The following is a 23,756-nucleotide window of genomic DNA, read 5'->3' as shown; positions in this document are numbered from 1 at the left end:
TTGATCTATGGGGGCGACAGCTCAAGCAAGCCGTCGCGTCACGCGGACGCGTCAAGGCGGAGACGTTCCGCGGCGCGGTCGATGCGATCGAAAAGTTCGATCGAGTCCCATGCCTCGCGTAGCAACGGGTTCTCCCTCCCGTCCGCAGTAGTCAGGGCCGGATTGAGCAGCAACAGACTGTCCTCGAGCACTTCGCTCGAGCGAGCAGCAGCCACGGCCCCGAGCAGTAGCTCAGAGAGTTCCGCTGGATCCAATGTGACCAACGACTCGAGTTCGCCGATAGAGACGATGCCCACCGGGAATTCCGACCGCTCGAGGTGCTCCCACATGAACCAGTTCTGGTTGATGTAGAACGGCTCCAACGTCACGACGAGGCCCACTCGGGGCTTCGCCGGGTCGATCTGCGGGCACACAGCGCTGATTTTCTGAAAGTCCGTGTTCGACCGATTGAGCTGCCTGACGCCCTTCCCGATGCTACCGGTGACGGAGTCGAGCCAGTCTGCTCCTCGGGTGCGCAGTTCTTCGTTCGGCTGCCTGGCCTTGCACTCGACGAGGACGAGGACGCCTGGAAGATCGAGGAACCAATCGCAGGAGTCTTGACGGGTCTTCTTGGAGCCGTACGCGACCTCGGGGTGGACATGTCCTTCGGCAAGAACGTCCAGCTGCCGGCCGGTGTACTCCTGGAACACCGCGCCGAGGTCACGTGTGAATCCTTCGCCGAGCGCTGAGAGCCCACGGTGATAGATCGCAGGTGGAAGAGCTTTGGCGATGACTGCCTGGACCCAGGGGGCAATCGGCGTGGGCGCGATACCTTGGATGAAGGGCTTGTCCGCGAGCGGGTTGAACGCGTACTTCTTCTGCGCGGATTTGACGGGGTCCTGTTGCCGTCGGTTCGTCATCTTGAACTCATCGACCGTGGTCAGCAGGAGCCCCTCGAACGTGTTACGAATGCTCCCCGCGTCGAGCACATCCGCCAGATCGGATAACGGGGGCTTGTCGAGCCAGTCCAGGCTGAACGCCCCATTGCACCGCTCGGCGATGACTGCGATCATGAGCACGGACTCGACGTACTGCTCCAGGCTCAGATTCTGCGTGATTCCAGCGAACCAATCCGGAACCATCTTCTTGGCTCTGAACCCTTCCGGGAAGCGAGCCCGTGAGCCGAACAGGAGCACGGTTCGGGCGACCTCGTCCATCACCCCCCGTTGTCCAGGGAACTGCTCGAAGATGATCCGCGTGAGCATCCGTCCGACGCGCTCCGACGAAGCGTCCTCCGGATCGTTGACCTCATCGGCGATCTGCACGTTCATGTTTCCGAGCAGAGCTAGCGTCTCCATGTCTGCCTCGGGCCTGGCGAACCCGCCCCAGGCGAGAGCGGTGCGCGCCACATCCGCGATGGTCCATGGCGTCAGCCCGTGGGCCTGCCATTCTTCCGGGTCGAGGCCCCGGGCGATCAGCGAGGACGCGCCCGCGGCGTTGATGAGCAGGCTGTCACGGTCGACGCGCCGCACGGCTGCTCTGAACTGCTCCCAGGTCGGCGGGCGGCCGTGCCTCGGGTATCGAGCGCCGCCTCTCATCTCCATCAGTTGAACTCGAAGCTCCGGTACGACGACCGGACGTTGAACCGGCGGCCGTCCTTTCGACGCTGCACAAAGCCCGCGATGGTGTCGACGTCGTTCGCGCGCATGCCGAGCTGCCGGCACTTCGCCCGGATCTGCTCGACCGTGACGTGCCGCCAGCGCTCGGGCCGATTCATCATGTCGGCCTTGAGCTTGTCCTCTTCGTTCCACTTCAGGCCCGACGAGTACCCGGCCGCCATGGCGGCGACGTGCTCAAGGATCTCGTCGATGCCGTTAGGCAGTGGTTCGAGCTTGACTTCTGTCCGAGGCGAGGGCGAGATGATCGCGTCCGGGAAGAGCTGCACGGGATTCACGTCTTCGATCCACTCGGCGGTCTCCTCTTCGCCCCACTCGATGACGGCGATAGCGTCCGCATCGCCGTTCCAAACGTCGTTCAGATGCTTGCGGTCGGGCCATGCGTAGAGGACCCGGTTCCCATCGAAGTGACCCCCGTGGAACCCGCGCCAGGCAAAGTGCTGCACCTCGGGGCTCGCGATCAGCCGCTTGATCGCTTCGCTCGGCACATCACGGCGTGGGGTCACAACGACTACGGAACCGCCGGGCTGGGAGAGCAGCCACCTCACTGCTCGTAGGTTCTGCGCTTCGCGCGTGTCGTCCTCACCGAGCCTCGATACTGCGATGGGCGTTTCGTTCATGTGCGTCTCCTCCAGGTGCGGCGTTGCACTCACCGTAGTGGCGACCACGGACATGAGATCCACGGACCTCACGACGGACACGAGCCTGGGCGTCGCTCAGGTCGCGGCAGCGTGTTCCGGCCTGCGCGCCGGGTTGGACACCGGCGACGCAGGTGCGAGAGATCCTCGGCATCGAGGAGCAGCCGGAACTAAATGTTCGCGCGATCTGCCTCTCCGTGCTGATCCTCAGATTCACCGGGTTCTTGAGTCAGTCCGGTGAGATTCTGCCTGACGGCAGACATAGCAACCTTCAGTTTGTGAGCGATGGGCTTGCGATAGCGGTACACGACCACGCCACCTGCAACGACCGCGACGACGACCGTGCCGTAGAAGAGCTTTTCCCTGGCGGACAACCCGTTGAACCAGGCCACCACCCGGGCAGACGCCTCGGGTGTAGCCTCGTCGCTGAGGCCTTCGACTATCTCTTCCGAGAGGTCGCTGAGGGCCGGGTCGGCCGCGATCACGACCGGTTCTGGCTTCGGCAGCTTCAGCTTCGGGTCGACCCGTGAGTGGTCGAGCTGGCGCTGATACTTGTAAAGGAACCTGTGCGTCTCCTCGCGACTCGCGGGCCAGGTCTGATCGAATTGGCTGCCGCCGAAAGCGCCTTTGCCGTGCGAACGAATGAAGAGTTGGCCGCCGTCCACCGTGTATGTTCGGGACTCGCGAAAGTTGCGATCGGAGTACTCGGTGTGGAACACCTTGCCGTCGTTGTGCTCGAGCAGCTGCTGTTGCACGCCCGCGGTCAGCCTCGGCAGCACAGTCAGCGTCGAATCTGCTTCTGTCACGAGTGTGCCTCCTGCGCCTGTGGGATTGTGAGAAATCATACGATGCAGCGCACCGGAAACAGCCCACGCTGAGATGCGCGATCCTCAGAGTGCGGGGCTTCGCGGGCGAAGGCTACAGACCGCCGAGGCCACTCGCTCAGGAGTTCTGCTCGGCGCTGCTCAACAGCCTCAATGCCGGGACCTCCAACTGCTTGGCTAGCGCGTCGACGGAGTCCAGTGTGAGATTACGCTCGCCCCGTTCGACGCCGGCCAGATAGCGCGGTGTTACCTCAAGCTGCTCTGCAAGCGCCTCCTGCGTCAGCCCCCTGGATCGCCGAACCTCGCGCACCTGCGCGCCGAGAGTCGACTTGAGAGAACTTGCCACACACCAAGGCTTCCGATAGGAAGCCATAAGTTCCAGGTACTTATCGCTTCCTATTCCCCGCAGGTTGACCAGAAGCTCTGCAGGCCTCGAGGTGGATCGTTGATCGGAGCAGCGGATGGTTACAGAGCCACTTCCCACGGAGAAAGCCGCGCGCCGTCAACGTCATCCCGTGGCGTTCGCTACCCAACCGAAGAACTGGTTCGATATTTCGATAACCCCCTCGGCGGCGAGGTTGCTTGCGACTCCTCCAGCCACGGCGATCGTTCCAGACTTCACGCCATGCACGAAGCGTTCGAGCCTGCCCCGCTTGTCTTCATCATCACCCGGGCCCGTAAGGACCCTCGAGAATTCTGCGACACCGGAGTCAGCGAGGAATGCTCGGGCGGCGTCAAGCGTAGCCACCAGATCCCCCGCCTTCACCGACACCTTCTGCCGTACAGAGTTCCCTTGGGCGAGCCCCGTGACGGAGCCATAGATGTTCGTCGTGATATGCGTTACCGTCGCCTCAACACGCGGGTCATCGACCGTCGGTCCGCCCGGTTCGCCCGCTTCTGGGAAATCGGCTTGGAGGTCCAGTGCCATCTCGAGGGCCTTGGTTCGAACGACGTCGACTATGGCTCGCAACCTTGACTGGGAAACGGCCTTCGACGCACTATAGACGCCCCATCCTTGGATGAACGGGACATCTCTCGCATCGATCCACCGGTTGTACATGCCCACGATCACCGGGTCCCAGGGAATGCTGATCCCTTCCGATGACTGGGCGAAAGCCTCGATGCCAGCCAGAGGGTCATAGAAGGAGACCTCGAAGAGACCCTCAAACCCCTCAGGGATACCGTGCGAGGTAAGGACATTGGTGCCCCTCGAGCCCATGGGGCCCGTGATCAACGCTTGAACCCCGACCGTCATTGGTCCACGGTATGAGGGCAGGTCGTCGTCGGCCTCGTATCCGTTAAGTTCGTTCTTCACCCACGCGAGCAAAGACGCAGCTCCTAGCCGGTGCGCCACAATCATCAGCTTGCGCAACACTGCCGTGGCTTCGCCGTCGGAGGCCTGGCTGATGACGTCGTCGAGTAGTGTCACGACCTCAGCATGCCAGGTAGCGCGGACACTACAGAGAACCCCCAGGTCCGATTGGATGCAACACAGCGCCGGATCTCGCCGGCGCAACGGTTCCATTGAGTGCAAGTTCGAGACCGGGCATTCGTACCCCATACTATCTCTATGGCTCGCATCCCTTCCCCTGCTGCTGCGCACATCGGAGCGATCATCACAGAGGTGCGCCAGAAGCGCGACCTAACGATCGACGACCTCGCGTCGAAGACCAAGATCGACAGCGCGAACATCAGATCCTACGAGGCCGGGCGAGCCCTGGTTGGACTGCAGTCGCTGGTCAAGATTGCCACGGCGCTGAAGGTACAACCCGGCTCGCTGCTGAAGGGCGTGGAACTCTCGATGTTCGAGAAGGACGCCTGAGTCTCGACGACTGACAGAGATTCAACGTCCGAGTGCCCCGGTACGGTGCGTTCATGGACAGACGCGTCAACGACCGGCAACTCGAAGTCTTGCGGTGGATCGCCGAGGGTTGTCCGGAGGGCAGGTGGCCGACGGACGACTTCTCGTACAAGACCAGCGCCATCGCGCTCAACTCTCGAGGCCTCGTAGCGATCAAGGGCCACGGCAGGACCTGGAGTGCCACGGTCACGGACGCAGGTGCGCACTTCCTTGAGCACGGCACCTACCCGCCGAGTGACACTCCCCCGGTCTCGATTGTTTCTAATGGTCACGGTCCTCGGCCAGCACGAGCCAAGCTCGAGCTCGGCGATGGCGCGACAGAGACGCTCAAACAGGCGAAGGCCCTGATCAAGCAGCTCCAGGAATCGGGAAGAATCACCATCGCGGACCCAGAAGAATCCACCCGGGCCCACTACCGCCGAGTGCTGCATGCGTGCAGGGTCCACCACCTCGTACCAAAGGCCCACGAACTCCGCTTTACTGGCCGCAGCTCCGGTGACATCGTCATCATGCTCAGCACCGGCTCGCCGGCAGACACCTCGGACTGGGACCGCATCAGGACGACCGCGCGAAAGATCACCACGAACGCCGGCTCCCTTCGCACCGCACTAGAGACGACGTCGATCCTGAACTCGGTCAGCGAGGCGCTCCGTCCCCGTGCGATCGAGATACTGCTCGATCTCGCCGATCACCTACGCTCGCATGAGCTCAGACTAGGGGCGAACATCAAGCTCAAGACGCCGAAGCTGTTCATTCAGGTAGACACCCGTCGCCGAAGCCTCTCCCTCACCGAGATCATGGAGGACGTCCCCCACGTCCCGACGGCCGCGGAGCAGCGCGAGCTTCGGCGCGCGCCGTGGACACAGATTCCTAGGTTCGACAAGGCACCATCCGGCCGGCTGAACCTCGAGATGGAACGGGAAGGCTCGCACAAGGTAACGGTCGACCGCCACGGCTCGTATCGTTACGACCGCAACAGCGACGACTGGTCCGACGAGAAGAGGAAGCCCCTCGAACGCCAAGTCCACGACATCGCACGTGCCATCAAGCAGGGCGTAGTCGATGACGATGACGCCCGCGAGCGCGAGAAGCAGCGGCGCGCCGAGGCCCACGAAGCGTACCGACGCGAACAAGCCGAGCAACGCCAAGCGTGGGAGACCATACGAGATCGTGCCCGCGCTAAGGCGCTCCTCGAACTGCGGGAGGCTACTTTCGCACGCGCATTTGAGGCCTGGCAGGGAGCGCAAGAGCTGCGGGCATTCGCGACGCAACTCGAGACGGAAGCGTCCGAACGAGGACAGCTGAAGAACCGGCCAAGGTTGCTGGAATGGCTCGAGTGGGCGCGCACCCGCGCGGACGAGATGGATCCGGTTTTGAACCTCGAGCAGCTCGACGATGGCGTGTTCAACGTCGAACCCTCGGCAGATGACCTCCGTCCCCATATGGAGGGCTGGGATCCTTCAAGTCCGCGCAAGGACTATAGCGCCGGCTATGGCAGACCCGAGCAACCTACGCATGTGCCGCAGCTACGCCCGTGGCACCCGGGCATGCGAGACAAACCCAGCTGGTGGCGTCACTAGGTCGGCCATCCGGCGTGGTGATACCAGCGGAGAGGGCGAGCCCGACTTCAGGGGCGTGTGGCCCGATGATCGGATCACTCCGAGCGACGCTCTGCGGCGGCTCTCGCTTCGCCAACGACCTTCATCGCTTGCGTAGCCGTCGCTCGTCCGACACAAGCAGCTTCGCTTCAAGGAGTACCGCAACGATGACCCACAGCGCCATCTTCGGCGTTGAATAGAAGCGACAACATGCGTCAGAAAGACATCGTCGACTGGAGCCCGCGGTTGAACGACGGGTGCCCCTTCTTGAACACACCAAGGTAGATGTCGTTGAGAGCTTGAACAATCGCTTCGAGGAACCTCTGCACGTCCGACAGCTTCAGCACGATGGCGTCACGGGGGTGGACGAGAGAATTGCGCACCTTCATTCCGTCATGCAGCGAAGACCACCAGATGAAGCTTGAAGGCGCATGGCCCGAGTACTCTGCAGCCAGGAACGCGATACGGTCCTCGAGCCGATAGAACTTGTCCTTCCCGATCTTCCACACGCCGTTCTCGATCTTGATGTCTTTCTCAAGAAGGATCGCGTTGTGGAGGAGGTCCGAGTTCGGACGTGATGACAACTCGTCAGCTATGCCATTCAGGTGTGATTCAAGCGCACTGAACCCGACCATCAACGCCGCATGGAGGTACGCGTCCTGCTCGTCGCCGGATGCCGCTGCCCCCTTCTCGAGAAAGCGCTTGGCCTCATCCAGCAGACGGATCGAGAAGCTATCAGCCTCGGAGCTCATCAGGACTTCGCCTTTGCGGATGCCTTAGATACCTCGAGCAGCGCTTCCTTGGCAACGGCCTTCTTGATCGCCAGATCGATCTTCGCGGCTGTAATCTGGGACCCATCCTCCGCCTGCAGGTAGAACAACTCCACGAGGCGGCTGCGCTCCTTCGCGTCGGTGCGGTACCCGAGACCCCGGTAGTTCTCCTGATCGGTCTTGTGACGCCCCTTCGCGAGAGCCATAGCATTCAGGGGGTCCTTGTTCTGCACCGTCCTCAGCGCAAAGTGCCGCTTCTGACGCGTCTTGTTCTTACTCAGGACACCGGCAACGTAGGCCCACGCGCTCAGTACCGCGTAGTTCATCGCCTTCTCAGCAGAATCCGCGGATCCCAGCTTCAGCTTTCCTGCTGGCGTCATGAAACGCTTGCGCTGCGCGTCCACCAGGAGAGCGAACTCCTTTCCCGCGAGCTGCAGATTCTTGTCTTCCCACAGGGCGGGCTTCTCCGCCTTTAGCGTCTCCCACTCCTCGACATTCACACCTGACTTGAGCAGCGCGGGGGTCGTGGCCGTCGCATCGAACTTCTTCGGCTCGACCTCTGCGCCGCGATAGTAGTTGACGATGAAAGTGCGGGCGGCGCGCACTGTGATCGGATTGCCTCGCGCCCTGCGGTCTGCGAAGTCTGCATCCTTCTCGAGAAGTCCGACTTTCTGGCACCATTGCCGCAGCTCCGGCCCTGCCAGTGTCTCGGTCATGCGATCGAACAAGTCCGTCGAGACGGCGATGTTGGTGTTCGAGATCAACTGAACATCGAGCCTCTGCTCGTTGTCCAGTGCAAAGTAGAGCTTCACGCCATGGTGTTCATTCACGCCATTCGCGAGCGCTTCCTGGATCGCAGTGAATCTGTGCTGACCGCCGATCACCTTCAGCGGATGATCTTCATCAAAAGCTGTCGTGAACTCGCACACCAGGTTGCTGAACGCCCGAGCGTTCTTGGCGTCTTCTTTCATCTTGGCGAACGCCACGTGATCTTCAACCACCTCGCGATTTGCGCGATAGTCGCCGGAGTCATCGGGGTCCAGCGGCACGTCGACAGTTGCAGTCGGCACAAGAGCGTCGGCCAGCAGATGAACCTCAACGAAGATCGCAGCAGTCGCGTTGTCCCGCATCACGAGAATCGGAAGTGACTCGACAGGTTTGCAGACCTGAACGAAATCCTCGATCATCGCTTCCACGTTGGGATCGAGTTCGCCCACCAGTCTCTTGTCGAGAGTTCCCGCGCCGTCGGCCATCTTGCCCCTTTGCTTGATCGTGCCCGATCTCAGCAATACGTCGGGCTCCGCAAGTATCTTGCCAGACCCGACGCATCACCACGAAGATCCCCAGCGTCTCGCCGCCCTGCCGGGGGCCGGATGTCCACGCATCCAGAACTGTTCAGAAATCGGTCGATCAGACGAACACCTGAAGGGTGCCCAAGGACACGGCGATTTCGTGCTCCAATCGTTCAACTACTCGTTCAACAACAGGTACGATTGAGATAGACAATTGAACACGTTTGATGAACGGAGCCAGCCATGGCACTGGTGGGATTGGTGCGAGTCAGCACAAAAGGCCAGGACACCGCGCGGCAGCATGACGCGTTGGACGCGATCTGCGTCAAGGTCTTCGAGGAGAAGGTCAGCGGAAGCCTGAAGGTCGAGAACCGACCCGGTCTGAGCGCCGCGATCGACTACATGCGCGAGGGCGACATGCTCGCCGTCCAGGAAGTGGATCGCCTCGGCCGAAACCTGATCGAGGGGCTGGTCGTGCTCACGGACTTGTTCGAACGAGGGATCGCGGTCAAGGTCATCGAGGGTATCGCCAAGGGCGAGCACACCGAGCGGAGCTTCGTCCTGGACATGGCCATGGCACTTGCAGAGGACCGTCGCCGCGACATCGTGCGGAAGACCAAGAACGGGCTCGAGGCAGCGCGCAAGCGCGGCAGGGTCGGCGGCCGCCCCCGGGTGATCGACGACGACAAGCGCGCGGTCATCATGTCCCGGCGCGAGAAGGGCGAGTCGATCAGGGAGATCGCCTCGGCTGTTGGGGTCTCAGTCGGGACCGTGCATTCTGCACTGGCCGAGGATGAGCAGGAAGCCAGCTGATGGCACGGGACATTGGCGAGCAGATGATCCTCGCCGAGTGGCTCTTCGTGGAGACGGTCGACGACCTCCGCCGCCGCATCGATGACCCAGAGCCGCGGACAAGGTACGAGTTGCTGGGAATCGCACCGCTCCTGAGGAAGCTGTTACTCGATGGCGCGCCGCTTCTGGAGACAGTGAGAGTCGCCAGGCCGGAGGTGCCGGTGGAGTTCCGCATCCGCCCATGGACCGAACTGGAGGACAAGTTCGCAGCCGAAGGGTTGGAGCGCTACCTCGGCCTCGGCGATCAGAGGCTGATCGGCGACCCCGGCGATCCCGCCATCACTAACTTGGAGGAGCTCAAGATGACCGTGGTCGGGATCGCCCAAGGCGAGCATCTGACGTTCCGGAGCGTCGTTCGCTACTACGCGCACGTCGAAGGCGGAGTCCACTTCGGAACGGCGAAGGATCCCGGCGAGTCCACGTTGAGCAGCATGGCCCCGATCCTGTTGGGGCATTCCACCGGCCAGATCCAGACGCTTGCACACCTCGGCCAGATTACGGTCGACGCGCTGGAGCCCATGCGCCGCTCGATCCTCGCCAGACCCACCATCCATACGTTGTTGCATCGAAAGGACGATCGGGGGCTGTTCATGAATCACTGGACGACCAAGTACTTCGAGTCGCAGGCTGCGAATCCGGTGCATAATCACGACGTAGCTGCGTCAACCCGGGCAGGCGCTCGGGAAGCACACTGAACGCCGCGGTGCAGTTGGGGCAGACCGATTCACCCCTGAAGCCCGTCCGCATGTGACGGCGTCCTCGATAGAGCACCTACTGGGCGGTGCGCTACGGGCCCACCCGACCAAAGCCATCCATCGCCTGCGAGATCAGCGTTGATAGCTCGGCGCTGATACTCGTGAGCCGATCTCGCAGTCCGATCAGCTCGGCCTCATTGATGTAACGGACGGTGAAGCCGGGGGCATCATTGCCGAACGATTGTTTCATCGCGACGTATCCATCCTGCGAAAAGGTGTTCTGCTTCCCCAAGAAGAACTTCGCATCGACGTAGACGCCGTGGACGATGTAGTGACGGAAATCCAATGCGTCCCTGAAGCGCTCGTGCAGCTCATCGGGGATCTTGCCCTTGAGCTTTCTGAGCAGCCTGGAACTAGTAGATCCATACCCATCGACGGCCTTGTCGAGGTCGCCGCTGCGCAGTTGTAGCAGCTCGCTCGCATGTTCCTCGGCGACAGCGCAGCAAATCACAACCTCGCCGATCAACTCATTCAGCCGAGGCGGGAGGTTCGTGACCGACGGAGCTTGCTCGGCAACGTGATGTCCAGTTCGCAGGGCATGCATCCGGTATTCAAGCAGCTGCTGCAATCGCTTCAGCTCGGCGATAGTGGCCGCTCCGGTAGTCGTGCGGAAGATGAGTTCGTCGGCTTCGTCATGCCACTGCTCGACCGTCAGCGCAAAGCCAAAGGCGGCCTGCCCGTCAGCCACGAGAAACGCCAATTGTCATGACCTCAACGTACCCTTGCCAGGACGAGCTTCTTGTGAGCGATGGACCGCTTCGGCGTCAACACGGACGGCAGCATGCTCGTTCAAGAACCGCAACGGACGTTCACGTGACGTCGCTAGAACAGAGGCGCGAACCCCGTGGATCATCCACAGGTTCTTTGCCATCCCCTGGCCAACCGAATCACTTCGACAACAGAGAGCCGACAGCACTGTTGGTGATGAAGAACCCGATGATGATGACGAGGAGGGCGATACCGGGGATCATCCATGCCCAGGTGCGCTTGTTGAGCAGGAACAGCAGCACGATGCTTGCGAGTGCGACTGCGAAGCCGAAGATGGCGAAACCATAGAAGGCGTAGCCGAAACCGGCGGCGGCGCACCCTTCTGCGCAACCAAACCCGCGAAGCATCAAGTACCCCAGGGCCAGCAGGCCCACGATCACCTGCAGGAAGCAGAACAGGATGCTCAGCCAGAACTTCCACGCCGGCTGCTGCTTGACTTCAGTCATCGAGATGAGCCTAGCCAAACTGTTCGTGCTAGCCGGCCAACTCCACGGCGTTGCCCCACGCCCAGCAGCGGTAGGTCTTCTCCGCGATGGTGAACTCGATGCCGACGGCGGTGTCGGTGCTACGGAGCAGCAATGCGTTGACGCGCGCTGGCTGCGGCCCGAACCTGACCCATGCCTTGACGCGCCGGAGCTGGGGATACGTCGTGACCGGTTGCTTGTCCAGCGCGAGCTCGCGGTCGCTCAGCGACTGCAGCGGACCGGCAGTCTTGGCGTAGCGCTCCAACTGCTTTTCCTCGGCACGCAGATCGTAGTGCTCAGCAAGGCGCTGGCTTGTGCCCATGCTGGCTCCTCTCTCCGGTCGATTCAAGGGTAGCAAGCATCGAACAAGTGTTCTATTCTATTAACCCATGAACACCATTGCAGTCGAACACCAGGTGACCCTGTGGCTGGTCGACGACGTGCCTGTGCGGATGGTCTACGCGGGCAGGCGCTGGAGGATCACCGATACTCCGACCAGGTTTCGGCATTCCATCTGGACGGCTCCGCGGGAGTCGAGCACCGGCCTCTACGGCTGGCGGTTCCAGGGCACCAACGAGGATGGCCTGTCGCTGATCTTCGACGTGTACAAAGCCGAGGACGGCTGGCACGTGCATCGGGCCTACGACTACTGACGAGAGGTACTCATCGACCACACGGAGCCCCGATATTCGTCCGTCCTACGACGTAGAGTCGAGCCCATGTACGGGGATCAGGACGACATGGCGACTGCATCGAATGGCCGGCCGACCGAGGCCGAGTGCTGGAAGGAGTTCTGGCACGCCGTGGCGACCTTGTGGCTCGACCTGCCGCCCGAGATCCAGCGGGAGTACGCAGAGACGTATCCAAAGGGCTCCAAGGGTCGTCCCGCCCCGGTTTCTCCGGCGGGCTCGTAGAGTCGGACCATGGAGTACGACGAGCTTGATGGCCCGGACGGCACGCCGATCCGCGTGCCCACCAGCGATGACTACCGCACCTGTGCCGAGTGCGGCGGTGACTGCGAGCCGGATCCGAGCATCTCGGTCGATGGCCAGGGTGCGCGCATCGCGTTCGTCTGCCCCGATCACGGCGTGCAGAGCGTCATTGACCCATTCGAGGACCAGCGATGATCAGCAGCCCTTTCAACGACAGCGCGTCCAGCTTCGGCAACGCGGCGATGCAGGCGGCCAGCATCCCCTGGGATGCCCCGGTCGAGATGTGGCTGGGAGCCGAGGGACCCGGCGAGACCGGCGCATTCATCGAAGTCAGCAGCCCTCGCGGGTTCCTGAAGCGGATCCCGATCGAGGAGGCACGGCTGGCCGAATGCCGGCAGCAGAACGACGGGCCCACGACGATGGCGCTGTGCCAGCAACTCGTCGATGACCTGTCAGCGCAGGTCAAGACGGCCGTACGCGATGCCTTGGCATGAGCAGAACGGCACGTAACACCCGGAACCCCAGCGGTTCACCAGGAGCTCGCGGCACCGATCAATAGGATCGAACCGACGACTTCAAGAGAAGTGCCGCTTGGGAAGGGCTGGACCATGACCGCGACGCAGGAGAAGGCAGCCGTGGCAAGCACCCAAGGCGAAGGCACTGTTACACCGGTCGTTCTCGGTCTCGCCGCGGTCATCGCGGGAGTGATCGGCACGTTCTGGCTCGGCCTGTCCGGCCTCGCATGGCGGCCATGGGAGCTCGGCGCGACCTATCACTGGGAGGGCTCGGAAAGCTCGTTGGGCGTCACGGTCGGCCTGTTCTTCTTCACCATCGCCGCAGGGCTGCTGCTCTGGCTGGTGGTGCGGGGCATCTGGACATGGCGCAAGCGGAGCACCGCTGCGCGAGCCCTTGTCGTGGCGATGCCCATCATTGCGATCGCGCTGGTCTTCGCCGGATGGGCGGTGCTGCTGTCGCCGGGAGGCAGCCAGCCGACATGGGGCCTGTGACCCGCGTCGCCGAAGCTCCGGAACACGACCCAGCCTCGACGGTACTGGATGCTCGTCCGGGTCGTCTCGGCCTGATCATCACGTTGCTGGCCTGCATCCCTGTAGCCGTCCTGCTGACCTGGCCGCAGGCCTTCGGCGCGCAGCGCCTGCCTGGCATCGCGCAGCTCATCGCATTCCGCGCCCCGCTGGCCCTTGCTCTCTTATGCGTCGCCGTCGTCGCTGCAGCGGTGTTCCTGCTGTTCCGACGGCGAGCCCGGTTGCTGGCGAGCATCGTTGCAGGGGTCGCGATCGCCACTCTTGCCGCAGCTCTCGGGAACGCCGGAGTGCTTGTCGCCCGCGGAAACTCCGCGACGGATACAGCTGGGCTGCCGGACGGCGATCTGACAGTCCTGGTCTGGAACACCCAGGGCGGAGCCACGTTGCCTGCAGATGTCGCTGCGCTCATCCTCGAGGTGCAAGCCGACGTCGTGAGCCTGCCGGAGATGGATGAGGACGCTGCCGCCGAGCTCGAGCGGCTGGTGGCCCTTGAGGGCATTCACTTGACGCCGGCGACCACGCGCGCTGTTGCCGGCTCGCCCGAGGAGTCCTGGATCCCGACGTCGCTGCTCGTCGCCGATGAGCTCGGCAACTACGAACTCGACGAGGCTGCCGATTCCACGCCAGGCCTTCCCAGCGGCGTCTGGCGTCCCGCCGATGGCGACGGACCTGTGATCGTCGCAGCGCATCCGGCCGCGCCCCTGCCCGAGAGCATGGCGGACTGGAGCACGGGCCTGCAATGGATCGCCGAGCAGTGCAGCGCCCTCGGATCCGACGTCATCGTCGCTGGTGACTTCAACGCCACGGTCGACCATCTGGATCTCGGGAACTGCCAGGATGCTGCGGTTGAGGTCACTGCAGCCGCTACCGGCACCTGGCCTTCGACAGTCCCAGCATGGCTCGCGTCGCCGATCGATCATGTGCTGGCCGGCGAAGCATGGTCGGTACTCGATGCCCGGGTTATGGAGCCTTCGGCATCTGGTGGCACCGACCACCGGGCGTTCGTCGCGGTGATCGAGGCGCGGTAGCGCAGTCAACGCGTGGGCGACAGGAGATCGTCCAGGTTCACATAGGAGAGTCATCGACATGATGTCTACGCAGCCCGTTGCCCTCTGGGTCGAGCCGGAGCCGGCGACGCGCTCCGAGCGGCTCGTCGCCAACGCCAGTGTCAGCTTGATCGGCGTCGCGATGGCTCTATCGATCGCGCATTTGTTCATGATGATCACGGGGCTCGTGCCGATCAACACCGGCGAGTGGGGCTTCGCTGACATCAGCTACCTGGCGCTGATGGCGCTCCTGTCCGCGCTGGTTCTGGTGCATGCTTCGCTCGGCGAGGACGCGCTTCGGCCGCGAACGATGATCGTGCTGTCCAGCATCATCGGAGGCATCGGAACCCTAATGGGGCTCGCCAAAGGCTGGTTCATGCTTTTCGGCTTGCTGTACTCAGAGGAGACATGGAAGGAGTCCGCCGTCTTCGCTCTGGTCGTGATGAGCATCGTTCCCTTCGTACTGCCCTTCGCGACCGGAATCATTCTCCTCAGAAATGACTTCGAGCCTGTCAAGTGGCGCGTTCAAGCCGTGTCGATTGCGGTCGGGGCCGCCGCGCTCATCATCACTCTCGCGGCGCTGATCCCGCGGTGGGCGCGACTCGCTGAAATGGGTGTCTGGTAGCAGATACGCGGCTACGAGCCGCCACCCTGAGCCGAGAGGCAGTGCTGGAAGTCGAGCTCTTCGGGCGTCAGGGTCTGCCAGGCGACGACCTGTTGGTCCCTGGAGGCCGCGGCGACCTCGTCGGGCCGCGCGAGCACGGAGTTCGCGACGCCGTCCTGCGGGGCGTCGAGAGCGGCCTGCACGGCACTGAGCACCTCGGGGTCCGCGCAAGCGTCGGCCGGCACATCCCAGATGCCAGCCTCTTGGGGCCGGGGCTCGGTTCCCTGCGTCATCGCGCCGAGGCCGAGAAGAGCACCAACGGCGACGACGGCACTGGCCGCCGCCCCTAGGACAAACTTCGTAGGTGGTGTCATGACCCTCTGCCCCCTTGGTGAACGCCCAAGCCTAGTCACCGCTGCTGAGCCAACCCCAAGGGTCGCCTCGGTGAAGCTTCACCTTCTCCACTTGGCACGGTCTGACGAACTACGAGGCGTCCTCTTCGGGCGAGGTCGTGCTGCCCCACTGGACAGTCGGGTCAGGGCTGAGCACCAGCACCTCGCCGGGGTCGGAAGACGGGATTCAAGAGAAATGCTCCCAGGGAGCTTTATAGGAGGGCAACGGTGTCCTATAACTATGTCCTGTATTATTCTTGGTAGACGGGTTCAGTTAGAGGACCCACTGTTTGCAGGAGTTGCCATGGACGTCGGATACGCCCGAGTCAGTAGCGAGAAGCAAGATCTCACTCGACAGATCGACGAGCTGGCTGCAGCTGGCTGCGATCGCATCGTCGAGGAGAAGGCATCGGGCAAGCACGGAGCCAAACGGCCGAAGTGGGAAGCGCTCGTCGACGAGGCCGGCGGGCAGTTGCGCACTGGCGACCGCCTCACGGTCGTGGAGCTCTCGAGGCTTGGACGTTCCACAACCCAGCTGACCGCCCTGTTGCGCGAATTGAAAGAACGCGAGATCGGCTTGCGGATCCTGAACATGGGTATCGACACTTCCACCCCTGCCGGCGAACTGATCTTCACCATCATTGCGGGTGTCGCCCAGATGGAACGCGACCTGATCGCCGAGCGCACCAAGTCGGCATTGGACGCCAAGCGCCGCCGCGGTGAGCGCGTTGGGGGCCGCAAGCCCACTCATACCCCCGAGCAAGTCACGCGTGCGATGCAGATGATGGATAGCGGCAACATGACGGGCCAGGAGATCGCTGGCGCTGTGGGCATGAGCCGTTCGCGAATGTACGCGCTGGTCTCCCGGCTGAGGGCAGAGAAGGATGCAGCGGCGGAGGCTGCAAAGCGATAACTGGCTAGGTGACCAGGGATGCCGAGGCGCTGTGAGCGTCACGTTGTCCGAGACCGTGTGAACGGCGATGTCGGAGCCTGAACCTAGTCTTCGATCATGACCACTTCAGATCTGATCCAGCTTGCCGCTGTTCTGGCAGCCGTAGTTGCCGCGATCATCGCTCTGATCATCTCGTGGCTCGACCGCGGGAACGCGCGCCGGATCGCTGATGCAGACAGGGCAAGCGCACTTCGGCACTCGCACCTCATGTTCGAGCTGGAAGCGCTGACACGACTGACGCAGAATCTGAACCGCGGCGGGTCAAGCGATGATCTCGAGCGAGCACGAATGGGGGCCGAAGCACTCACGCTCGTTGGAGTCCTCAGCCCTGATCGGATCCCTGAGCTATGGGAGCGGAAGGTGGGCAGCGATGACCGTTTGCGTGCCGCGTTCGCCGACCCTGAGATGCCGGAGTACAAGAAGGAAGCGCTTGAGGCGCAACTTGCGATCAGCGCTGTTCTTCGCGAGATCCGCGAAGAGACCGGGGTCGCCTGATGGAGGTCGCCGCTCTTGCGATCGCAATCCTGAGCCTCGTCCTCGCAGGGCTCGCTCTGGGCTGGCAGGTCGCCGCTTGGGCACTGGACGGACCACGCCTTCGCGCCACGCTCCAGCACGGAGTCCTGGGCCGCGGCGGCGTCGTTGTCTCGACCGTCGGCCGCAACAGCAAGTTGAGGGATATGTCCTCGATGCGCGAGCAGGGCTGGAATGGACCGGACGTTATTGCAGTCCTTGTCACCAACCAGGGCAGGTCGCGTGCGAAGATCACGCGATTCGGCATCCAGCTGCAACGAGGCGGAATGAGTGTGCAGTACCCAGAAGGCAACACGTGGTCGCCGCAGCTGCCCTACTGGCTCGAACCAGGCGAGTCGGCGACATGGTATGCCGAGTTGCAAGACGCGAGAGCTCTTATGAGCGCCACACGTCAGTCCGTCCGCTCTGACGCTGGGGGCGTCTTCATGACGATCGAGACCGGAACAGGCAAGACCCTGCGCACCCGTCGACTCCTGGAGCTTAGGTAATACGCGCGCTCAACGCTGTCTTGCCGGTAGAGCTGCAGTGCGTTACCAGGGCCACCAGGAACCGCGCTCGACGCCGGCGAGGTAACGCGGTGTCACCACAAGCTGCGCAGCAAGCACCTCCACCGATGACGAACGAGACTCGGGCATCGGTCACGGGGCGGGCTACTAGTTGTAGTAGCCAGAGAGCCAGGCGAACAAGAGGATCAGTGCCGCACCTCCGGCAACAGTTCCGATGATTCCCATCGTGAGACCCGCCTTCCATCCCGACCTGGGCTTTGCAGCCCTTGCCGCGACGATCGCGTAGATGCTGATCCCGAGCCCAACGAGGCCGAGTAGGGAGAACCACGTGCTTGTGAGGAAGTAGCCAAGAATGGCGAGCACCATACCGGTGACAGATACCCGAATCGTGTGCGGAGATGGATCTGAGGTAATCCTGCTGTCCAGTGCAGCGCTGCGAGCAACAGTCGGTGGCGAGAACGGTTCGGGATGTGCTGGTGGCGCGGCGAGCGGAATAGGCATCACGCCAGCGTTGGATCTACTACGCCAGTTGTCATAGTAAGCACGTGCGAGCACCGGGTCGCCTGCGATGCGCTCGGCCTCGGAGTTTGAGATGTCGAGCCCGACCGCGCGTCGAGCAACATCATTGCGCAGCACGGCGTTGAACTGCTCGAAAGAGGTCCCCATACACGCATTCTGGCGTGTGCCAGGGGTATCGCCAAGTCGGTGGGTGCCAAATCGTCGACTGGCCTGCACGCCCTGGCACTTGTACCCCATACTGGTTCTATGCCTCGAATTCCCTCCCCTGCCGCAGCGCACATCGGTGCGATCATCGCTGGCCAGCGTAAGAGCCGAGGACTGTCAGTGGATGACCTCGCTTCCAGGACGAAGATCGACAGCTCGAACATCAGGTCGTATGAGTCTGGTCGCGCGCTTGTTGGACTTCAATCCTTGGTGCGCATTGCTGTGGCGCTGGACGTGGAGCCCGGCGAGTTCCTGAACGGCATCGAGCTCTCGATGTTCACCAAGGGATCTTGACGGCAAGGCCTCATCCCACCAGCTCCACCGCGTTGCCCCAGACCCAGCAGCGGTAGGCCTTCTCGGCGATGATGAACTCGATCCCGACGGCCGTCTCGGTGCTGCGCACCAGTAGCGCGTTGACCCGCGCCGGCTGAGGCCCGAACCTGACCCAGGCTTTGACCCGCTGCGGCTGGGGGTAGACAGTCATCGACTGCTTGTCCAAGGCGAGCTCCTGCTTGCTGAGCGACTGCAGTGGGCCGGCGGTCTTGGCGTAGCGCTCGAACTGCTTCTCCTCGGCGCGCAGGTCGTAGTGCTCTGCGAGTCGCTTGCTGGTGCCCATGCCGGCGCTCCCTTCTCTCCGGCCTACATTGAGGGTAGCAAGACTCGAACAAGTGTTCTATTCTCTTAACCTATGAGCACCATTGCAGTCGAACACCAGATGACCCTGTGGATGGTCGACGACGTGCCTGCGCGGATGGTCTACGCGGGCAAGCGCTGGCGGATCACCGATACTCCGACCAGGCTGAGGCACTCGGTGTGGACAGCACCGCGCGAGTCGAGCCTGGGGCTGTACGGCTGGAGGTTCCAGGGCACGGACGAGGACGGCCTGTCGCTGATCTTCGACGTGTACAAAGCCGAGGACGGCTGGCACGTGCACCGGGCGTACGACTACTGAGGTCGCGGTCGAGCGAGCATCTCGAAAGAAGAAACCCACCTGCCCGAAGGCAGATGGGCTGGGCATCAGCAGGGTGGCGTGTGGCCCTTCGCTTGAGCTCGCTCGATGATGCGCCTCTTCTTGTAGGTCTCAGCCAGTTCGCGCCACGTCGTTCCCGTGACATCACGGAAGTCAGCTTCGATCTGTGGCCAGTAATACAGGGTGCGCATCGTCAAGCCGCCATCAATCTCGTCTGAGATCGACAGAGTGACGATGCCCTGCTTCTCCGGGATCGCCGCGAAGATGCCGTAGTGCCTGGTGAACGCGCTCCAGAACGCGGCGATGTCTTCGTCGGTGTCGTTGTCGGCAAAGATGACCGCGATGAGCTTGGCCTGGAAGTCGGTGGGTGCCATGGTCTTTCATTCCAATGTTCCGATTGAAGGAATCTCCTTCCATCCATCCCCCGGACGGGCTTCGCCCGGCGTGGGAGTGCGAAGCACCTCCCCGACTGGGGATGCGGTGGCTCGCCCCCTCGGCCAGAATCGACACATGGACTACGACGAGGTGGGCGACGTTGACGGAGTGCCAGTCCGCGTGCCGATTGATGACAGCTACAGGACATGCTCCGAGTGCGGCGCGGACTGCTACCCCGACCCCGGTATCACCGTCGAGGGGCAGGGAGCGCGCATCGCGTTCGTGTGCGCCGAGCATGGCGTGAATGCGGTGGTTGACCCGTTCGAGGGCCAGCGATGATCGGCGAGCTGTTCACGATCAACCTTGACAACGTCGTTCGCGCAGCAATGGCCGATGTGATGAAGGACGTGAAATGGGATGCTCCGGTCGCGATCACTGCACGACCCCATGACAACGGGATCGATGCGCTGATCCTGGTGACCGGTACCGGCCCCGCCAGCGATGCTTACGAGATCGTCGTCCGGGAGAGCATGATCGCTGATTGCCTTCGCGACGAGGACATCAGGGTTGCTGCCCAGGATCTGGTGGGCCAGCTGGCTGCCGAGATCAGGGGGTTCGTTGACGAGGTGCTGGATAACCTGCGTCGCTCGTGAGGTAGGTCTTCCACCGGGCACATGTACCCCATACTGGAGTCATGGCCAGGACTCCCTCCCCCGCTGCAGCGCACATCGGCGCGATCATCACTGATCTGCGTAAGAAGCGCGCGCTGACGATCGACGACCTCGCCTCGAAGACGAGGATCGACAGCGCCAACATCCGCTCCTACGAGGCTGGTCGGGCGCTAGTCAGCCTGCACTCGTTGGTCAGGATCGCCACGGCGCTGGACGCGGAGCCAGGGTCGCTGCTGGAGGGCGTGGAGCTGCCGATGTTCGAGGTCGCGGGTCGCACCGAGAGCCAGGATCGAAAACAGCGATAGTTCGCGATCCCAGTCAGGACAATGGATCGAGCTACCTACCTCTCAACTAAGAGTTCTCCTCGTAGAACTTGGAGTGAGTGCGTTGGAGTCGACGATCCATCAATGTTGAGCGGGCATCATGAAGATCAGCCATGATGCCAGCATCGAGCACTGGCATTAGACGCGTGACCATCTCATCGGTTGCAACCACCAACGCCTCCGGGTCCTTCGAAGAACGCGCGATCTCGTCAAGAGCATCAAGCTCTGCGCCTGCTCCGGGGATGACAGGCACCTGTAGAGCACTGACCTCGCTCGGCACGAGCTCGAGTACCCCACCACCAAAGCTACGTCCCTCAACTTCCGCCGAGAGTAGAGTCAATGAACTGTGGAAAGTGGCTGTGAAATCGTCGGCGGCGACAGGCGATCCAGCCAGCATCTGTCCCTTGTAGATGGTGTCGGTTGTCACCACGTTCGCGTGGTTCGCAATAACGCGGGGGTAATGGTTCGACCGCTTCGACAGGAGCAGTTCACCGGCTGGAACCACGGGTACTCGATACCACGGTGTGCGCACTCGGCACTTGAACCTTTGGTCGATCTCTTGCCTGAGCCCTTGTTCCAGATAGGTGCTAGGCAGGGCAAAATTCTCGGGAGACGACTTGTCTGCCGCGAAACTCAACAACCATGCAATCTGTCCGTCGTCGGTGATCCGTTGTTGCTCTTCGGGGGTGTAGACGAGCCCTGCTGCGTACCGTGATCGCGGCAGCAATGGGATCGCCCATTCTTCAAGCTCGTACTCTTTCACCTGATCGGAGTTCGTGCAGAAGTACCCGTTGGCCCCTGTCACCGTCGAAACGCTGAAGCGCGCAATGCTGCCCAGACGCACAACCTCGCCGATCGATCGAACGACCGAGATCGCGCTGTTCTGCTTCGGGCTCAGCAAGTAGTTCGTCCAGGTGCCGGAGCCTGGAGCGATGGTGTGCGTCCAAGTACGAGTACCACCGTTGTGATCGTAGAAGTCGACAACGGCGGGATGCGAGGAGCCGGTGCTGGAGACGCGACCAGTCAGGATCAGCACCTCCTGCAGAACGGCCGGAAATGAACCAGGCTTGAACAAGTCGATGGTCAGATCAGTCGTGTGAGCAAGGAGCCAGTTCCGGACCGCGGCTGCTGAGATACCAGTCAGGAACTCGGTCGGCAGGATCATCGAGAACACGCCGCCATCACGAAGCTTGGACAGCGAGAGCAGGAAGACCGGGATCCATAAGTTCGAGACAGAGCTTCCTGCAGCACCGAGCTCCGCGCTGATCGCCCGCGCCCGCTGCTTGTCATCATCAGCAATGAACTGGAAGCGCACGTAAGGTGGGTTCGCGAGCACCAGGTCGAAGTCTGCAGATTGCCCTTGGGACCATCGCAGCACGTTTTCATTGACCACACGGCCCGGCAATCCCAGCGACGACAGCACCTGTGCAGACTTGTGCGCCTCATCCTCGATAAGCTCGACAGCCTCGACGTGCCCGAGATCAGGCTGAAGACCGCTACGCTCAAGACCCCGCAGGAATGCACCATCGCCTGATGATGGTTCAAGGACGCGGAGACTTGTACGCGACCCAAGCAGAGCTTTGGTGCGGGTGATGCAAAGATCCACCAGTACATCAGGCGAGTAGAAACCACCACGCAACTTGTCTCCGCCAACTTCGTTCCGCGTCCGCATCCCTACTCCACTTCAGTTACTGAAGTAAAAGCCTATCTGACTAGGACGGTCCCTGCGAGGTGACATGTGGGATCCTTGGCCTCATGCAACTGAGATTCATCGGTCAGCCGTTCGCTGAGCACCCAAACCTCGTGGATTTTATCGAGCACGCAAGAGACAACGACTTCGATGAACTAAGGATCGCCGTTGCATGGGCGAAAAAGTCTGGGTTGGGTCGCGTCTGGGATGCGCTTTCAGACTTCCGTCAGACTGGCGGCAAAATCACCTTAGTCGTAGGGGTTAGCGAGGGCGGAGCGACCAAAGAAGGTTTGCAACTAGCCCTAGACATTGCTGACGCCAGCTATGTATTCCATGACCCACAGCGCACGTTCCACCCGAAGGTGTACTTCGCTTCGTCAACCGGCACCAGATCATTGATGGTTGGTTCAAGCAACATGACTGCCGGCGGTCTGGGGTGGAACTATGAAGCATCCCTCTGGGTGGACTGGGATGCAGGCGAGGGCGAGGATGTCACTGACGAAGTTGTCGCTTGGTTCGACAAGCTAATTGCCGAGCCGACCTCCTGCAGTCCCCTGACACTTGATCTGATCGAGAAGATCGAGAAGAGCAGCGACATCAAGTTGGGCTCTGAATCGCGGGCAAGACGTCGGCAGAAGACGAAATCTGACACACCGGAAGACAACGACAGCGCTCTGGTGGGTACCATCAGCGGTCTCTTCAAGCCAGTGCTGGCAGGGCTTCGTAAGCTGCCGAAGCTCAGTGCCGCGCTGGTGCAGGCGGCTACGCCGACTGTGCCAGGAAGTAAGACCCCGCCAAAGTCGACCGCAGTGAAGTCAACTGCGCAGGCCAAGTCGCCCTCGCTCGCAGGTGCAGCACCGTTCTCCACCGCAGATGTCCAGCGTCGATGGATAAAACGGCTTGATAACACTGCAGCACAGCAAGTGAAATCAGCGAGCAGCAATCCAACCGGAAACCTGCGACTAAGCCAAGAAAAGGCTGAGATCGACCACAAAGAGTACTTCCGAGAAGACTTTTTCGCTGGACTTCCATGGACGCCAACCGAGGGTAAGGATCAAGAGCAGGAAGTCGTCGTTGGTTTCAGGACGTGGATCGATGGCGAAGACTATGGAGTCCAAGATCTTCGAGTTAGCCATGACCCGGGACGAATTGCAGACCAAGGAAATGTCCCCACCGTGATCCACTGGGGTGTACTGTCGCCTGCTCTTCGGGAGACGAACTTTGTTGGGCAGTACATATCTCTAGAGCGCACGCGCGAAGGTGAGTTTAACCTCGTGATCTCGCAAAACCCTCGTGGTGACTATCAGGTGTGACGCCATGGGGCGCGCTGCTGCCCTGTAGTGCCGACGCCTCTTCTCCACTGCGCAACGTCGATTGCCCACGTATCGGGATGCGGTGAACAATGGTTCGATCCCAGTCACGACAAGGGATCAACTTACCCACCTCCTAATTAAGAGTTCGGCCCGGACACGGCGGTCAGATGACTCAGGCCACTGGTCAGCATCGCCGCGTTAAGCTCCT

The 23,756-nt window shown here is 61.9% G+C and carries 35 protein-coding genes; 20 read left to right on the top strand and 15 right to left on the bottom strand.

Going from position 1 to position 23,756, the window contains the following annotated elements:
* Positions 1 to 38 precede the first annotated feature (38 nt).
* From ACTIAO_RS06435 to ACTIAO_RS06415, 5 genes are all read right to left on the bottom strand, one after another.
* Positions 39 to 1,583 (bottom strand): hypothetical protein, encoded by a 1,545-nt coding sequence (locus ACTIAO_RS06435; RefSeq protein ID WP_441905454.1) that lies wholly within the window; start codon positions 1,581 to 1,583, stop codon positions 39 to 41.
* Positions 1,583 to 2,275, bottom strand: coding sequence for a hypothetical protein (locus ACTIAO_RS06430; RefSeq protein ID WP_441905453.1), 693 nt, complete (start codon positions 2,273 to 2,275; stop codon positions 1,583 to 1,585). Before ACTIAO_RS06430 ends, ACTIAO_RS06435 begins: the two co-directional genes overlap by 1 nt.
* A gap of 188 nt (positions 2,276 to 2,463) precedes the next feature.
* On the bottom strand, positions 2,464 to 3,048 hold the full coding sequence (locus ACTIAO_RS06425; protein WP_441905452.1) for a hypothetical protein: 585 nt from the start codon (positions 3,046 to 3,048) through the stop codon (positions 2,464 to 2,466).
* Between the two features lie 187 nt (positions 3,049 to 3,235).
* Complete coding sequence (locus ACTIAO_RS06420) at positions 3,236 to 3,463, bottom strand: helix-turn-helix domain-containing protein (RefSeq protein WP_441905451.1); 228 nt, start codon at positions 3,461 to 3,463, stop codon at positions 3,236 to 3,238.
* A 162-nt stretch (positions 3,464 to 3,625) separates the two neighbouring features.
* Complete coding sequence (locus ACTIAO_RS06415) at positions 3,626 to 4,546, bottom strand: AbiTii domain-containing protein (RefSeq protein WP_441905450.1); 921 nt, start codon at positions 4,544 to 4,546, stop codon at positions 3,626 to 3,628.
* A 141-nt stretch (positions 4,547 to 4,687) separates the two neighbouring features.
* Between ACTIAO_RS06415 and ACTIAO_RS06410 the strand changes: the two genes are divergently transcribed.
* Together ACTIAO_RS06410 and ACTIAO_RS06405 are read left to right on the top strand one after the other, a co-directional pair.
* Positions 4,688 to 4,939, top strand: a complete 252-nt coding sequence (locus ACTIAO_RS06410; protein ID WP_441905449.1) for a helix-turn-helix domain-containing protein — start codon at positions 4,688 to 4,690, stop codon at positions 4,937 to 4,939.
* Between the two features lie 53 nt (positions 4,940 to 4,992).
* Positions 4,993 to 6,558 carry a hypothetical protein gene (locus ACTIAO_RS06405; RefSeq protein WP_441905448.1) on the top strand — a complete coding sequence of 522 codons (1,566 nt, stop codon included), beginning with the start codon at positions 4,993 to 4,995 and terminating at the stop codon, positions 6,556 to 6,558.
* 233 nt (positions 6,559 to 6,791) lie between these two features.
* On the opposite strand, the gene ACTIAO_RS06400 is transcribed toward ACTIAO_RS06405, so the two are convergent.
* The gene (locus ACTIAO_RS06400; protein WP_441905447.1) at positions 6,792 to 7,328 is read right to left on the bottom strand and encodes a hypothetical protein; all 537 of its coding nucleotides are present in this window, start codon (positions 7,326 to 7,328) and stop codon (positions 6,792 to 6,794) included.
* Positions 7,328 to 8,599 (bottom strand): hypothetical protein, encoded by a 1,272-nt coding sequence (locus ACTIAO_RS06395; protein ID WP_441905446.1) that lies wholly within the window; start codon positions 8,597 to 8,599, stop codon positions 7,328 to 7,330. The genes ACTIAO_RS06400 and ACTIAO_RS06395 overlap by 1 nt, the downstream gene beginning before the upstream one ends.
* A gap of 282 nt (positions 8,600 to 8,881) precedes the next feature.
* Here ACTIAO_RS06395 and ACTIAO_RS06390 point away from each other — a divergent pair, with 282 nt between their 5' ends.
* Both ACTIAO_RS06390 and ACTIAO_RS06385 read left to right on the top strand, forming a co-directional pair.
* Positions 8,882 to 9,451 carry a recombinase family protein gene (locus ACTIAO_RS06390; protein WP_441905445.1) on the top strand — a complete coding sequence of 190 codons (570 nt, stop codon included), beginning with the start codon at positions 8,882 to 8,884 and terminating at the stop codon, positions 9,449 to 9,451.
* Positions 9,452 to 9,474: 23 nt separating this feature from the next.
* Positions 9,475 to 10,185 (top strand): hypothetical protein, encoded by a 711-nt coding sequence (locus tag ACTIAO_RS06385; protein ID WP_441905444.1) that lies wholly within the window; start codon positions 9,475 to 9,477, stop codon positions 10,183 to 10,185.
* A 91-nt stretch (positions 10,186 to 10,276) separates the two neighbouring features.
* Here the strand turns inward: ACTIAO_RS06385 and ACTIAO_RS06380 are convergent, their stop codons facing one another.
* From ACTIAO_RS06380 to ACTIAO_RS06370, 3 genes are all read right to left on the bottom strand, one after another.
* The gene (locus ACTIAO_RS06380) at positions 10,277 to 10,933 is read right to left on the bottom strand and encodes a hypothetical protein (RefSeq protein ID WP_441905443.1); all 657 of its coding nucleotides are present in this window, start codon (positions 10,931 to 10,933) and stop codon (positions 10,277 to 10,279) included.
* A 199-nt stretch (positions 10,934 to 11,132) separates the two neighbouring features.
* Positions 11,133 to 11,459 (bottom strand): hypothetical protein, encoded by a 327-nt coding sequence (locus ACTIAO_RS06375; protein WP_441905442.1) that lies wholly within the window; start codon positions 11,457 to 11,459, stop codon positions 11,133 to 11,135.
* Between the two features lie 28 nt (positions 11,460 to 11,487).
* Entirely contained in the window at positions 11,488 to 11,799 is a 312-nt protein-coding gene (locus ACTIAO_RS06370) for a hypothetical protein (RefSeq protein WP_441905441.1), read from the bottom strand.
* A 67-nt stretch (positions 11,800 to 11,866) separates the two neighbouring features.
* Between ACTIAO_RS06370 and ACTIAO_RS06365 the strand changes: the two genes are divergently transcribed.
* The 7 genes from ACTIAO_RS06365 (at position 11,867) to ACTIAO_RS06335 (ending at position 15,123) form a co-directional block, all read left to right on the top strand.
* Complete coding sequence (locus ACTIAO_RS06365; protein WP_441905440.1) at positions 11,867 to 12,130, top strand: hypothetical protein; 264 nt, start codon at positions 11,867 to 11,869, stop codon at positions 12,128 to 12,130.
* 66 nt (positions 12,131 to 12,196) lie between these two features.
* Entirely contained in the window at positions 12,197 to 12,391 is a 195-nt protein-coding gene (locus tag ACTIAO_RS06360; protein WP_441905439.1) for a hypothetical protein, read from the top strand.
* 9 nt (positions 12,392 to 12,400) lie between these two features.
* Positions 12,401 to 12,604 (top strand): hypothetical protein, encoded by a 204-nt coding sequence (locus tag ACTIAO_RS06355; RefSeq protein WP_441905438.1) that lies wholly within the window; start codon positions 12,401 to 12,403, stop codon positions 12,602 to 12,604.
* Entirely contained in the window at positions 12,601 to 12,903 is a 303-nt protein-coding gene (locus ACTIAO_RS06350; protein WP_441905437.1) for a hypothetical protein, read from the top strand. Before ACTIAO_RS06355 ends, ACTIAO_RS06350 begins: the two co-directional genes overlap by 4 nt.
* Positions 12,904 to 13,017: 114 nt before the next feature.
* Positions 13,018 to 13,416, top strand: coding sequence for a hypothetical protein (locus tag ACTIAO_RS06345; RefSeq protein WP_441905436.1), 399 nt, complete (start codon positions 13,018 to 13,020; stop codon positions 13,414 to 13,416).
* Positions 13,404 to 14,480, top strand: a complete 1,077-nt coding sequence (locus ACTIAO_RS06340) for an endonuclease/exonuclease/phosphatase family protein (RefSeq protein ID WP_441905435.1) — start codon at positions 13,404 to 13,406, stop codon at positions 14,478 to 14,480. Before ACTIAO_RS06345 ends, ACTIAO_RS06340 begins: the two co-directional genes overlap by 13 nt.
* 58 nt (positions 14,481 to 14,538) lie before the next feature.
* A complete protein-coding gene (locus ACTIAO_RS06335) occupies positions 14,539 to 15,123 on the top strand; it encodes a hypothetical protein (RefSeq protein WP_441905434.1) in 585 nt (194 codons plus the stop codon).
* A gap of 11 nt (positions 15,124 to 15,134) precedes the next feature.
* Here ACTIAO_RS06335 and ACTIAO_RS06330 read toward each other — a convergent pair whose 3' ends face one another.
* Positions 15,135 to 15,476, bottom strand: a complete 342-nt coding sequence (locus tag ACTIAO_RS06330; protein ID WP_441905433.1) for a hypothetical protein — start codon at positions 15,474 to 15,476, stop codon at positions 15,135 to 15,137.
* Between the two features lie 259 nt (positions 15,477 to 15,735).
* On the opposite strand from ACTIAO_RS06330, the gene ACTIAO_RS06325 reads away from it, so the two are divergent.
* The 3 genes from ACTIAO_RS06325 to ACTIAO_RS06315 all read left to right on the top strand — a co-directional run bounded on the left by ACTIAO_RS06325 (position 15,736) and on the right by ACTIAO_RS06315 (position 17,465).
* Positions 15,736 to 16,407: a recombinase family protein gene (locus ACTIAO_RS06325; protein ID WP_441905432.1), complete on the top strand. Its 672-nt coding sequence runs from the start codon at positions 15,736 to 15,738 to the stop codon at positions 16,405 to 16,407.
* Between the two features lie 96 nt (positions 16,408 to 16,503).
* The gene (locus tag ACTIAO_RS06320) at positions 16,504 to 16,941 is read left to right on the top strand and encodes a hypothetical protein (RefSeq protein WP_441905431.1); all 438 of its coding nucleotides are present in this window, start codon (positions 16,504 to 16,506) and stop codon (positions 16,939 to 16,941) included.
* The gene (locus tag ACTIAO_RS06315; RefSeq protein ID WP_441905430.1) at positions 16,941 to 17,465 is read left to right on the top strand and encodes a phosphoribosylamine--glycine ligase; all 525 of its coding nucleotides are present in this window, start codon (positions 16,941 to 16,943) and stop codon (positions 17,463 to 17,465) included. The genes ACTIAO_RS06320 and ACTIAO_RS06315 overlap by 1 nt, the downstream gene beginning before the upstream one ends.
* Positions 17,466 to 17,630: 165 nt before the next feature.
* Here the strand turns inward: ACTIAO_RS06315 and ACTIAO_RS06310 are convergent, their stop codons facing one another.
* Positions 17,631 to 18,149: a hypothetical protein gene (locus tag ACTIAO_RS06310; RefSeq protein ID WP_441905429.1), complete on the bottom strand. Its 519-nt coding sequence runs from the start codon at positions 18,147 to 18,149 to the stop codon at positions 17,631 to 17,633.
* A gap of 99 nt (positions 18,150 to 18,248) precedes the next feature.
* On the opposite strand from ACTIAO_RS06310, the gene ACTIAO_RS06305 reads away from it, so the two are divergent.
* Positions 18,249 to 18,500, top strand: coding sequence for a helix-turn-helix domain-containing protein (locus tag ACTIAO_RS06305; RefSeq protein ID WP_441905428.1), 252 nt, complete (start codon positions 18,249 to 18,251; stop codon positions 18,498 to 18,500).
* 10 nt (positions 18,501 to 18,510) lie between these two features.
* Here the strand turns inward: ACTIAO_RS06305 and ACTIAO_RS06300 are convergent, their stop codons facing one another.
* Complete coding sequence (locus ACTIAO_RS06300) at positions 18,511 to 18,822, bottom strand: hypothetical protein (RefSeq protein WP_441905427.1); 312 nt, start codon at positions 18,820 to 18,822, stop codon at positions 18,511 to 18,513.
* Between the two features lie 72 nt (positions 18,823 to 18,894).
* Between ACTIAO_RS06300 and ACTIAO_RS06295 the strand changes: the two genes are divergently transcribed.
* Positions 18,895 to 19,158: a hypothetical protein gene (locus ACTIAO_RS06295; RefSeq protein WP_441905426.1), complete on the top strand. Its 264-nt coding sequence runs from the start codon at positions 18,895 to 18,897 to the stop codon at positions 19,156 to 19,158.
* 65 nt (positions 19,159 to 19,223) lie between these two features.
* Here ACTIAO_RS06295 and ACTIAO_RS06290 read toward each other — a convergent pair whose 3' ends face one another.
* A complete protein-coding gene (locus ACTIAO_RS06290) occupies positions 19,224 to 19,550 on the bottom strand; it encodes a hypothetical protein (RefSeq protein WP_441905425.1) in 327 nt (108 codons plus the stop codon).
* 136 nt (positions 19,551 to 19,686) lie between these two features.
* On the opposite strand from ACTIAO_RS06290, the gene ACTIAO_RS06285 reads away from it, so the two are divergent.
* From ACTIAO_RS06285 to ACTIAO_RS06275, 3 genes are read left to right on the top strand one after another with little or no spacing between them, the layout of a single operon-like run.
* Entirely contained in the window at positions 19,687 to 19,890 is a 204-nt protein-coding gene (locus ACTIAO_RS06285) for a hypothetical protein (protein WP_441905424.1), read from the top strand.
* Complete coding sequence (locus tag ACTIAO_RS06280; RefSeq protein ID WP_441905423.1) at positions 19,887 to 20,204, top strand: hypothetical protein; 318 nt, start codon at positions 19,887 to 19,889, stop codon at positions 20,202 to 20,204. The genes ACTIAO_RS06285 and ACTIAO_RS06280 overlap by 4 nt, the downstream gene beginning before the upstream one ends.
* A gap of 41 nt (positions 20,205 to 20,245) precedes the next feature.
* Positions 20,246 to 20,527, top strand: coding sequence for a helix-turn-helix domain-containing protein (locus tag ACTIAO_RS06275; RefSeq protein ID WP_441905422.1), 282 nt, complete (start codon positions 20,246 to 20,248; stop codon positions 20,525 to 20,527).
* A gap of 46 nt (positions 20,528 to 20,573) precedes the next feature.
* On the opposite strand, the gene ACTIAO_RS06270 is transcribed toward ACTIAO_RS06275, so the two are convergent.
* Positions 20,574 to 22,217: an Eco57I restriction-modification methylase domain-containing protein gene (locus ACTIAO_RS06270; protein WP_441905421.1), complete on the bottom strand. Its 1,644-nt coding sequence runs from the start codon at positions 22,215 to 22,217 to the stop codon at positions 20,574 to 20,576.
* 83 nt (positions 22,218 to 22,300) lie between these two features.
* On the opposite strand from ACTIAO_RS06270, the gene ACTIAO_RS06265 reads away from it, so the two are divergent.
* On the top strand, positions 22,301 to 23,548 hold the full coding sequence (locus ACTIAO_RS06265) for a phospholipase D-like domain-containing protein (RefSeq protein WP_441905420.1): 1,248 nt from the start codon (positions 22,301 to 22,303) through the stop codon (positions 23,546 to 23,548).
* The last annotated feature ends 208 nt before the right edge of the window (positions 23,549 to 23,756 follow it).

Origin of the sequence: Microbacterium sp. (genome assembly GCF_052099035.1) — a bacterium.
Lineage (GTDB): Bacteria > Actinomycetota > Actinomycetes > Actinomycetales > Microbacteriaceae > Microbacterium.
This window is presented reverse-complemented; position numbering and strand designations above follow the sequence as displayed.

What these genes read in the sequence shown, in the direction of transcription:
- ACTIAO_RS06435 (WP_441905454.1), bottom strand. Translation starts at nt 1,583, where the DNA reads ATGGAGATGAGAGGCGGCGCTCGATACCCGAGGCACGGCCGCCCGCCG.
- ACTIAO_RS06430 (WP_441905453.1), bottom strand. Translation starts at nt 2,275, where the DNA reads ATGAACGAAACGCCCATCGCAGTATCGAGGCTCGGTGAGGACGACACG.
- ACTIAO_RS06410 (WP_441905449.1), top strand. Translation starts at nt 4,688, where the DNA reads ATGGCTCGCATCCCTTCCCCTGCTGCTGCGCACATCGGAGCGATCATC.
- ACTIAO_RS06405 (WP_441905448.1), top strand. Translation starts at nt 4,993, where the DNA reads ATGGACAGACGCGTCAACGACCGGCAACTCGAAGTCTTGCGGTGGATC.
- ACTIAO_RS06400 (WP_441905447.1), bottom strand. Translation starts at nt 7,328, where the DNA reads ATGAGCTCCGAGGCTGATAGCTTCTCGATCCGTCTGCTGGATGAGGCC.
- ACTIAO_RS06395 (WP_441905446.1), bottom strand. Translation starts at nt 8,599, where the DNA reads ATGGCCGACGGCGCGGGAACTCTCGACAAGAGACTGGTGGGCGAACTC.
- ACTIAO_RS06390 (WP_441905445.1), top strand. Translation starts at nt 8,882, where the DNA reads ATGGCACTGGTGGGATTGGTGCGAGTCAGCACAAAAGGCCAGGACACC.
- ACTIAO_RS06385 (WP_441905444.1), top strand. Translation starts at nt 9,475, where the DNA reads ATGATCCTCGCCGAGTGGCTCTTCGTGGAGACGGTCGACGACCTCCGC.
- ACTIAO_RS06375 (WP_441905442.1), bottom strand. Translation starts at nt 11,459, where the DNA reads ATGACTGAAGTCAAGCAGCAGCCGGCGTGGAAGTTCTGGCTGAGCATC.
- ACTIAO_RS06370 (WP_441905441.1), bottom strand. Translation starts at nt 11,799, where the DNA reads ATGGGCACAAGCCAGCGCCTTGCTGAGCACTACGATCTGCGTGCCGAG.
- ACTIAO_RS06365 (WP_441905440.1), top strand. Translation starts at nt 11,867, where the DNA reads ATGAACACCATTGCAGTCGAACACCAGGTGACCCTGTGGCTGGTCGAC.
- ACTIAO_RS06360 (WP_441905439.1), top strand. Translation starts at nt 12,197, where the DNA reads ATGTACGGGGATCAGGACGACATGGCGACTGCATCGAATGGCCGGCCG.
- ACTIAO_RS06355 (WP_441905438.1), top strand. Translation starts at nt 12,401, where the DNA reads ATGGAGTACGACGAGCTTGATGGCCCGGACGGCACGCCGATCCGCGTG.
- ACTIAO_RS06350 (WP_441905437.1), top strand. Translation starts at nt 12,601, where the DNA reads ATGATCAGCAGCCCTTTCAACGACAGCGCGTCCAGCTTCGGCAACGCG.
- ACTIAO_RS06345 (WP_441905436.1), top strand. Translation starts at nt 13,018, where the DNA reads ATGACCGCGACGCAGGAGAAGGCAGCCGTGGCAAGCACCCAAGGCGAA.
- ACTIAO_RS06340 (WP_441905435.1), top strand. Translation starts at nt 13,404, where the DNA reads ATGGGGCCTGTGACCCGCGTCGCCGAAGCTCCGGAACACGACCCAGCC.
- ACTIAO_RS06335 (WP_441905434.1), top strand. Translation starts at nt 14,539, where the DNA reads ATGATGTCTACGCAGCCCGTTGCCCTCTGGGTCGAGCCGGAGCCGGCG.
- ACTIAO_RS06330 (WP_441905433.1), bottom strand. Translation starts at nt 15,476, where the DNA reads ATGACACCACCTACGAAGTTTGTCCTAGGGGCGGCGGCCAGTGCCGTC.
- ACTIAO_RS06325 (WP_441905432.1), top strand. Translation starts at nt 15,736, where the DNA reads ATGTCCTGTATTATTCTTGGTAGACGGGTTCAGTTAGAGGACCCACTG.
- ACTIAO_RS06320 (WP_441905431.1), top strand. Translation starts at nt 16,504, where the DNA reads ATGACCACTTCAGATCTGATCCAGCTTGCCGCTGTTCTGGCAGCCGTA.
- ACTIAO_RS06315 (WP_441905430.1), top strand. Translation starts at nt 16,941, where the DNA reads ATGGAGGTCGCCGCTCTTGCGATCGCAATCCTGAGCCTCGTCCTCGCA.
- ACTIAO_RS06310 (WP_441905429.1), bottom strand. Translation starts at nt 18,149, where the DNA reads ATGGGGACCTCTTTCGAGCAGTTCAACGCCGTGCTGCGCAATGATGTT.
- ACTIAO_RS06305 (WP_441905428.1), top strand. Translation starts at nt 18,249, where the DNA reads ATGCCTCGAATTCCCTCCCCTGCCGCAGCGCACATCGGTGCGATCATC.
- ACTIAO_RS06300 (WP_441905427.1), bottom strand. Translation starts at nt 18,822, where the DNA reads ATGGGCACCAGCAAGCGACTCGCAGAGCACTACGACCTGCGCGCCGAG.
- ACTIAO_RS06295 (WP_441905426.1), top strand. Translation starts at nt 18,895, where the DNA reads ATGAGCACCATTGCAGTCGAACACCAGATGACCCTGTGGATGGTCGAC.
- ACTIAO_RS06290 (WP_441905425.1), bottom strand. Translation starts at nt 19,550, where the DNA reads ATGGCACCCACCGACTTCCAGGCCAAGCTCATCGCGGTCATCTTTGCC.
- ACTIAO_RS06285 (WP_441905424.1), top strand. Translation starts at nt 19,687, where the DNA reads ATGGACTACGACGAGGTGGGCGACGTTGACGGAGTGCCAGTCCGCGTG.
- ACTIAO_RS06280 (WP_441905423.1), top strand. Translation starts at nt 19,887, where the DNA reads ATGATCGGCGAGCTGTTCACGATCAACCTTGACAACGTCGTTCGCGCA.
- ACTIAO_RS06275 (WP_441905422.1), top strand. Translation starts at nt 20,246, where the DNA reads ATGGCCAGGACTCCCTCCCCCGCTGCAGCGCACATCGGCGCGATCATC.
- ACTIAO_RS06270 (WP_441905421.1), bottom strand. Translation starts at nt 22,217, where the DNA reads ATGCGGACGCGGAACGAAGTTGGCGGAGACAAGTTGCGTGGTGGTTTC.
- ACTIAO_RS06265 (WP_441905420.1), top strand. Translation starts at nt 22,301, where the DNA reads ATGCAACTGAGATTCATCGGTCAGCCGTTCGCTGAGCACCCAAACCTC.